Annotated in this window: 5 protein-coding genes and 1 pseudogene; 2 read left to right on the top strand and 4 right to left on the bottom strand. The window is 63.3% G+C overall.

The window, feature by feature from the left end; translation table 11 throughout:
• Both BHV64_RS06870 and BHV64_RS06865 read left to right on the top strand, forming a co-directional pair.
• Positions 1-277: pseudogene (locus BHV64_RS06870) on the top strand (reverse transcriptase/maturase family protein); the annotation flags it as partial.
• Between the two features lie 364 nt (positions 278-641).
• Complete coding sequence (locus tag BHV64_RS06865; protein ID WP_195579745.1) at positions 642-2,042, top strand: DUF5009 domain-containing protein; 1,401 nt, start codon at positions 642-644, stop codon at positions 2,040-2,042.
• A gap of 30 nt (positions 2,043-2,072) precedes the next feature.
• Here the strand turns inward: BHV64_RS06865 and BHV64_RS06860 are convergent, their stop codons facing one another.
• The 4 genes from BHV64_RS06860 to BHV64_RS06845 all read right to left on the bottom strand — a co-directional run bounded on the left by BHV64_RS06860 (position 2,073) and on the right by BHV64_RS06845 (position 7,430).
• Positions 2,073-2,753: an SGNH/GDSL hydrolase family protein gene (locus BHV64_RS06860; protein WP_015547673.1), complete on the bottom strand. Its 681-nt coding sequence runs from the start codon at positions 2,751-2,753 to the stop codon at positions 2,073-2,075.
• Between the two features lie 23 nt (positions 2,754-2,776).
• On the bottom strand, positions 2,777-4,090 hold the full coding sequence (locus BHV64_RS06855; RefSeq protein ID WP_288115677.1) for an MFS transporter: 1,314 nt from the start codon (positions 4,088-4,090) through the stop codon (positions 2,777-2,779).
• Between the two features lie 218 nt (positions 4,091-4,308).
• On the bottom strand, positions 4,309-5,394 hold the full coding sequence (locus BHV64_RS06850) for an SGNH/GDSL hydrolase family protein (protein WP_168949224.1): 1,086 nt from the start codon (positions 5,392-5,394) through the stop codon (positions 4,309-4,311).
• Positions 5,391-7,430, bottom strand: coding sequence for a calcineurin-like phosphoesterase C-terminal domain-containing protein (locus BHV64_RS06845; protein WP_217727757.1), 2,040 nt, complete (start codon positions 7,428-7,430; stop codon positions 5,391-5,393). The genes BHV64_RS06850 and BHV64_RS06845 overlap by 4 nt, the downstream gene beginning before the upstream one ends.
• Positions 7,431-7,436 lie beyond the last annotated feature (6 nt).

Raw genomic sequence — 7,436 nt, 5'->3', positions numbered from 1 at the left:
TCCCGCAAGAGTATTAAACAGTCTGACAAAGCATAGTCAAACCACGGAATACAGGTTTGAGAGGCTTTATCGTATTCTTTTCAATGAGGAAATGTATTATCTGGCTTATCAGCGAATATATGCCAAGCCGGGTAATATGACACAAGGTGCAGATGGAGAAACCATCGACCGTATAAGCCTTCCCCGCATTGAGAAACTGATTCTTTCGTTGAAAGACGAAAGCTACTCTCCCCAGCCATCGAGAAGAGTGCATATCCCGAAGAAAAACGGAAAGACTTGACCTCTCGGCGTACCCTCTTTCGACGACAAACTGGTGCAGGAGGTAGTACCATTCGTACAATCCATTTGCCCCGTTCTTTCCGATGCATAAAACATGCTCGCCGGAACTCCCATATCCGGCTTTCAGCCGGACAATCCATCCCGGGAAACAACCTGGTGCAGGCCGCACTTGCTCGCCGGAAAACACACATAAACCCTCTTAGCCGGGAATTCCATGCAATGAAAATAGTGTGTAATTTTCAGATATGCCCTTATTTGGGGGACTAACAGTGTAAAAGTTTTTGCTTTTGTGGGTGTTGGTGTTGATTTTTCTTATTTTTACAGGCGTTTGGAGTTAAAATTATTAAACTGAAACTGCCTGAATGAATAATCGTGCCTATGCCGTGGACATCCTGCGGGGACTTGCCATCGTGGGGATGGTCCTCTCGGGTTACATCGCCTGGAATCCCGACCTGCCGGCGTGGCTGTTCCACGCGCAGCTGCCGCCGCCGTCGTTCGTCTTCGATGCGTCGGTGGCGGGAATTACGTGGGTGGACCTCGTCTTCCCCTTTTTCCTCTTTTCGATGGGCGCGGCCTTTCCGCTCTCGCTGGGCCGCAGGCTGGACCGCGGCGACCCGCCCCGGCGGATCGTCGTCTCGATCCTCAAACGGGGCCTGCTGCTCGCCTTTTTCGCCGTTGCGCTCGGCAACACGGGGCTGTGGACGCTCGACGCCGTGTTGCAGCGTCCCGTCGTGAGCGCCCTTGTGACGATGACGGTCTGGGGCGCCTTTTTCGCGATGTTCGTGCGGATTCCCGGCTTCATCCCGCGGCAGAACGGGTGGCTCAACGCCGGCGGCATTGCGGTCCTCGCGGTCCTTATGGGCGTGTACCGGTGGCTGGGCGTCGGGGTGAGCGTCGTGCGGTCGGACATCATCATCCTGATTCTCGCCGACGTGGTCGTCGCGGGTTCGCTGATCTGGTGGCTGACGCGCCGCAACCTCTGGCTGCGGATGGGCATCGTCGCCCTGATTGCCGCCCTGAAGCTGGGCGCGGCGGTTCCGGGGTCGTGGAACGAGGCGGTGTGGAACTTCTCGCCTGTGCCGTGGCTCTTCCGCACGGAGTTTCTGCAATACCTCTGCATCGTGTTGCCGGGAAGCGTGGCCGGCGATCTGTTCGCCCGCTGGCTGGCGCGCGGGCAGCAGGAGGAGCGTCCGGCGCTTTCCGGACAGATCGCCGCCGCAGGGCTCACAGCGCTGCTCCTTGCGGTCAATATGTGGGGGCTTTTCACCCGTACGCTGACGCTCAATCTGGTGCTGACGCTCGCGCTGGGCGCGGCGGCGTGGATGTTGCTGCGCAAGCCCCGCACCGGGACCGAATCCCTGCTTTATCGACTGTTCACGACCGGATTTTTCTGGCTCCTGCTGGGTCTTGCGTTCGAATCGCTCGAAGAGGGCGTGAAGAAAGATCCCGCCACGGTGAGCTACTTTTTCATCACGGCCGGAATGGCTTCGCACGTGCTGCTGGTCACGTCGGTCCTGCTCCGAAAGGGCCGTTCGCGGGGCGGTCTGCTCGTCCTTTGCGGGCAGAACCCCATGATCGCTTACACGGCGGCGGGTTACGTCGTCGTGCCGCTGCTCGTCTTCGCGGACCGGGCCGTGGCGCTCCCGTGGCTGTGGGGTCAGTGCGGCTGCGTGATGGGAGTCGGGCGCGGGGTGATCGTCACCCTGTTGATGATGCTCTTCACGGCGGCCTTCACGCGGAGCAAAATCTTCTGGCGCACCTGACCAAAAAAACGGGGCCGAAGCCCCGTTCTGTCACTTGTCGGAGAGCGCCCGTTCGACGACGGGCGGCAGAATCCGCTCCATCACCCGATACCCCGCTTCGGTGGGATGCACGCCGTCGTAGGTGTATTCGGCGATCATCGAACCGTCCGCGGCCGCCATCGGCGTATGGTAATCCACATAGGGGATGCCCTCCCGTTCGGCGTAGGCGCGGATCATCGCATTGAGCCGGACGATCTTCTGCGCCGGTTCCAAACCCGGACGCCAGGGGAAGTCACCGGCCGGGAGCACCGAGCAGAGGACGGGCCGGATGCCGTTGGCGCGCGCCAGCTCGGCCATCGACTGGATGTTGTCCAGAATGTGCTCGAGCGAGATGTAGCCCGTGTTTTGCGCCAGGTCGTTCGTGCCGCCGCAGATCACCGCGACCTGCGGATGCAGTTCCACGACGTCGGCGCGGAAGCGCACGAGCATCTGCGAAGTGGTCTGTCCGCTGATCGCGCGGCTCGCGTAGCCGTTTTCGGCGAAGAAGTCGGGACGCTTGGCGATCCACCCTTCGGTGATCGAGTTGCCCATCAGAACGACTTTCGGATGCTCCGCCAGCGCGGCGTTCTCCTTTTCGAAACGTCCGAAGTTGGCCCAGTCGGCCGGGGCCTGTGCGGCGGCCGTCGCGGCGGTGAGAGCGGCGGCGAGGGTGATGATAAGATTTTTCAGCATGTCTAACGGTGTTTATCGGTGATTTATTCGTCGGTCAGTTCCTTTTCCACGGCCTGGGCCGCTCCCTCCTCCGTGTCCGGATGGGCGAAGGGGATGCGCCAGGCGATGAGGAATATGGGGATGGTGGCCATGAGGGCCCAGAGGAAGAAGCGGTGGTAGCCGACCTGGTCGCAGAGCCAGCCGCTCGCCATGCCCAGCAGCATCACGCCCAGATTGGCCAGCGACGAACCGAAGGCGTAGTGGGCCATTTTGTGCGGTCCGGGCGCCACCTGCTGCATGATGAAGAGCGTGAGGCCCACGAACCCGAATCCGTAGCTGAAATATTCGAAGACGATGCCGCCGCAGATCAGCAGGGGCGATGCGGGCTGGAACCAGGCCAGCAGGGCGTAGACCACGAACGGGATGTTGAAGATCGTGATGAGCGGAAACAGCGCCCGCCGCAGTTTGAGCCACGCGATGAAGTAGCCGCCCAGGATCGAACCCACGACGAATGCGATCACGCCGAACGTGCCGTAGTAGAGGCCGATCTGCTGTTCGGTCAGGCCGAGACCCTGATTGTCGAGCGGGGCGTTGAGAAACAGCGGAACGATCTTGATGACCAGCCCCTCGGCGAAGCGGTAGAAGACGATGAAGGCGATGTAGATGCCGATGTACCTTTTCCGGAAGAATCCGCGGAAGATGGCGCCCGTCTCGCGCAGCGCCTCGCCGACGCTCCCCGCATGGGCCGTGGCTTCGCCGCCCGAAGGCAGCATCCGCAGGTGGTAGATTCCCAGCAGGAAGAGCAGCGCGCCGCAGAGCGCCATGACGATCATCCACGCCTCGACGATCCCGACCCGCTCCTTGAGCGCTCCGGCCAGATAGACCAACCCGCCCATGGCGAACACCTTGGCGATGTTGTAGAACGCCCCCTGCCAGCCGATGAACCGCGCCTGCTGGTCCTTCGAGAGTTCGGTGATATACACTCCGTCGGTGGCGATGTCGTGCGTGGCGCCGCTGAAGGCGATGACGCCCATCAGCGCCACGGCGTAGGGAAAGAAGTCGGGCAGGGGCAGCGTCAGCGCCGTCAGCGCCAGCCCCAGCCCGGAGATGAGCTGGGTCGACACGACCCAGAATTTCTTGGTGCGGAACATCTCCATCAGGGGGCTCCAGATCGGTTTGAGCGACCACGGCAGGATGATGAGCGAGGTCCACAGCGCGATGCGCGCATCGTCGATGCCCAGACCGCGGAACATCAGCGTGGAGACCATGTTCACGAGGATGAACGGCAGTCCCATGGCGAAGTAGACGGTCGGAACCCAGGATAGCGGCGAGCGGCGCCGGACGGTTTCGGGTTTCATGCGTTTTTGCGTTTAGTAGTTAGGCACGGACATTACGGACGGAGGCGGGAGCGGTTGAAAACGACCCTGCGGCGGCCCTCCCCCTCCGGTTTCGGCTTATTTTATACAAAGATACGAAAAAGGCGGAAGGGTGCAAAACCGGATTCCCGGCGGTTCGGCAAAACCCTCCGACCGATAAAAGTGCCGTTACGACACCAAAGATAATTATTTGCGGCTAATTATTCGACATTCCGGTCGGGCATTTCCCACCCCGTGATCGTGGCGATGTAGGGAATGACGGCCATGGCCATCTTGCGGTGTCCCCGGTGGTTGGGGTGGTAGTTGGCGCCCATGTCGCGATCCCAGTCGGTGATGCCGGGAAGCATGGCCGTGAGGTGGAGATGCGCGTCCTGCCGCTCGCGGAGGAAATTCTCCAGATAGCGCAGGATCACTGTGTTGTCGCTCGGGGCTACGCACAGCACGGGAACCTCGCCGTAGGCCGCGCGCAGCTGATCCAGCGCCTGCGCGTAGGAGGCGTTGAAGGCCTGCTCCGAAGGGGTCACACCGGTGCTGAAGTCGTTCGAGCCGAGCTTGATGACGACGATGTCGGGCGTGCAGCCGCGGAAATCCCAGCGCGACGCCGGGTCCATGTCGAAGGTGCGCAGCATGCGTTCGCGCATGGTGCAGTCGGAGACCTCCTTTTCGTCGCCCCAGTTGCGGACGATGCCCTGTCCCGAGTGGGCGATGAGGGTGTATTCGGCGTCGAAATAGCGGGCGATGACGCATCCCCACGCCAGATCGCAGTTCTCGGTCTCGGGCGTAAAGGGCTCCTCGACCGATTTGCCCTCGGTGCCGTAGCCGCAGGTGTGCGAGTCGCCGATGAATTCGATGTGGCGTGTGCGGGGTGCGGGGAGCGGGAGCAGCGCCCCGTCGGTTTCGACGCCGCGGAGCGTCGTGCGGCCCTGCTCGCCCTCGGTGCGTTTCTGCACCAGTATGGTATGCGGGCCGCGTTCGAGCCCCTCGGCCAGCACGACGGTCGTATCGGCCCCGGAAGTGGCGGCGACGCCGGTGTGACGGCCGTCGACGAAAACGTTGTAGTAGTTGCGGCCCGTGTCCGCGGCCCGCATGGCGCAGCGCGTGCCCTCGAATCGGAACGTGAATTGGCTGCCGCTCCAGTCGAACGACAACGCTCCGCCGGGGCCCTTTGCGGCGCGGCCCGTGAAGCGGATTTCGGGCGAGTCGGCGGGGGTGAACACCGGGCCCCTGCCGCGGCCCGAAGCGGCCCCGCAGGCGAAGAGCAGCAGGGCGAAAATCAGTTTTTTCATCGGTTTATTCTTTTTTCAGCGCGGTACGTGTTTCCGAAGCGGTCGCGGGCCGTGACCTCGACGCGCCGCGTTCCGGCGGGCAGCGGCGCCGCGTAGTAGTGGTCCGAGGGGGTGACCGTGATCCATTTGTGGTCGAGCTTCGACGCATCGGCGTAGAGCCTCCGTGCCTGGGGATCGACCGCCGTGGTGCGTTCCATCCGCACGGGGCGGCCGCCGTCGGCGCGCATTTCGACCGTCCAGGCGGGGTCGCAGTTCCAGACGTTGGCCACGATGCGTCCGGCGAAGGCTTCGTCGTCCTTGGAATCGTAGATTTTCAGCTGGAAGGAGCGCGGATGCCCGACGGATTTGTAGTACCACGACACCTCGCCGCCGTCGACCTCGAAGACGGCGTAGCCGGCCGGCGTGCCGTCGGTGCAGATCGCGCCCTGCCACCACGCCCCGCTCAGGGCCGCGACGTTGTGTTCGTAGAGCCCCTCGCGGACGGGGCAGTTCGTCGTCGTGTGCATGTGACCCGAGACGATGTGCGCGTCATAGGGCTCCAGCAGCCGGTGCAGGGCCCGGTGGTTGCAGAGCGACCGCTCGGCCTGCGGATAGTCGAAGAGTTTTTCGTCCTTTCCGGCGAACGCGGTCGGGATATGGAGCGCCACGACCACCGTCGTTCCCGCGGGAACGAACGACAGGTCCCGTTCGAGCCACGCCAGCTGCCGCTCCTCGAGATAGCCGATGTAGTACCAGTCGCGGCCGATGTAGTAGTTGTCGTTCAGCACCGCGTAGTGTACCTCACCCACGTTGTAGGAGTAGTACGCGGGGCCGTACATTGCTTCGAACGCCGCGGCCGACGTTTCGTGCGAGCGGCCCCAGAGCTTCATGTCGTGGTTGCCCATCGCGTTGCGGAACTCGATTCCCGTCGCCGACATAACCTCGTTGTAGGAGGTGTAGAACGTGTGGTCGCCCGAGGTGATGTCGCCCGCGCAGATGCCGTGCATCGGGCGTCCGGAGCGCTCGGCGGCGGCAGCGGTTTGGCGGATGTCCTCCGCCGCACGCTCCAGCAGGCGGAACTCCTTGCGGGCGAAGAGCTGCGGATCGGCGACGACGACGAAGCCGTGGCGGGTTTCGCCGGATGGTTTGCGCCGGAGACGGAAGTCGTGGGAACTGCCGTCGGACTTCGCCGGAAGGTAATGGCGCACGACCCCCTCCTCCGAGGGCGACGCATAGCCCGCGGGGGTCGAGACGAAGACGAAGCGCGCCCGGTCGTTCGCCGGAAGCACGAAGCGGCCCGCCGAGTCGGTGGCGGCGCAGTTGTCGCCGTCGCTCACCACAACCCCCGCCAGACCTCGGCCCGCGCAGGTCACCGTGCCGATACGCGCCCCGGCCGGCGTGACGTAAGGGCGCAGTGCCTCGACCCAGACGGCGTAGCCCGCCGGTGTGAGGTGGATGCCGTCCACGGTATACTCCGCGGGGAGTTTTCCGTCGCGGAGCATGCGGCTGCGGATGTCGATGAATTTCAGTCCGCGCCGGGCGGCCATCCGCCGCAGCAGGCGGTCGAAAGCCTCGATGCGGGCGTTCTTACCCGTGAAATATGGTTCGTTGCGCGCCTCGTCGAGGGGCAGCGGACTTTGGATAAAGACCTGCGTCGCAGGCGATTCGGCGGCGATGCGGTCCAGCAGACGTTCATACTGCCGGAGCAGCGCCTCGGGCGCGATGGTCGAGAATATCAGGTCGTTGACGCCCGCCATGAGGAATATCGCCCGCGGCCGTCCCGCCACGATGCTGTCCAGCCGCGCGGCCATGCCGGCAACGCAGTCCCCGCCTATGCCGCGGTTAATCACGTGCGCTTCGGGGAAGTATTCGGCCCAGGCGCCCCGCTCGGTGAGGCTGTTGCCGAGCATCACCGTGTGGTGCGGCCGCACGGGGAGGGACTCCTGCTGACTGCGTTTCGAGAAGTAGTAGTCGCCGCGGTAGTCGAGCGAGTCGGGCTGTGCAGCGAGCGTGACCGCCGCGGCGGTCGACAGAAGGGTCAGAATCAGTCGTTTCATAAGCAG

The organism is Alistipes sp. 56_sp_Nov_56_25, assembly GCF_001915285.1.
Lineage (GTDB): Bacteria > Bacteroidota > Bacteroidia > Bacteroidales > Rikenellaceae > Alistipes > Alistipes shahii.
The sequence above is the reverse complement of the archived record's forward strand: the minus strand, read 5'-3'. Positions and strand labels throughout refer to the sequence as shown.

Coding starts and splice junctions, on each gene's coding strand:
- BHV64_RS06865 (WP_195579745.1), top strand. CDS start 642: ATGAATAATCGTGCCTATGCCGTGGACATCCTGCGGGGACTTGCCATC.
- BHV64_RS06860 (WP_015547673.1), bottom strand. CDS start 2,753: ATGCTGAAAAATCTTATCATCACCCTCGCCGCCGCTCTCACCGCCGCG.
- BHV64_RS06855 (WP_288115677.1), bottom strand. CDS start 4,090: ATGAAACCCGAAACCGTCCGGCGCCGCTCGCCGCTATCCTGGGTTCCG.
- BHV64_RS06850 (WP_168949224.1), bottom strand. CDS start 5,394: ATGAAAAAACTGATTTTCGCCCTGCTGCTCTTCGCCTGCGGGGCCGCT.
- BHV64_RS06845 (WP_217727757.1), bottom strand. CDS start 7,430: ATGAAACGACTGATTCTGACCCTTCTGTCGACCGCCGCGGCGGTCACG.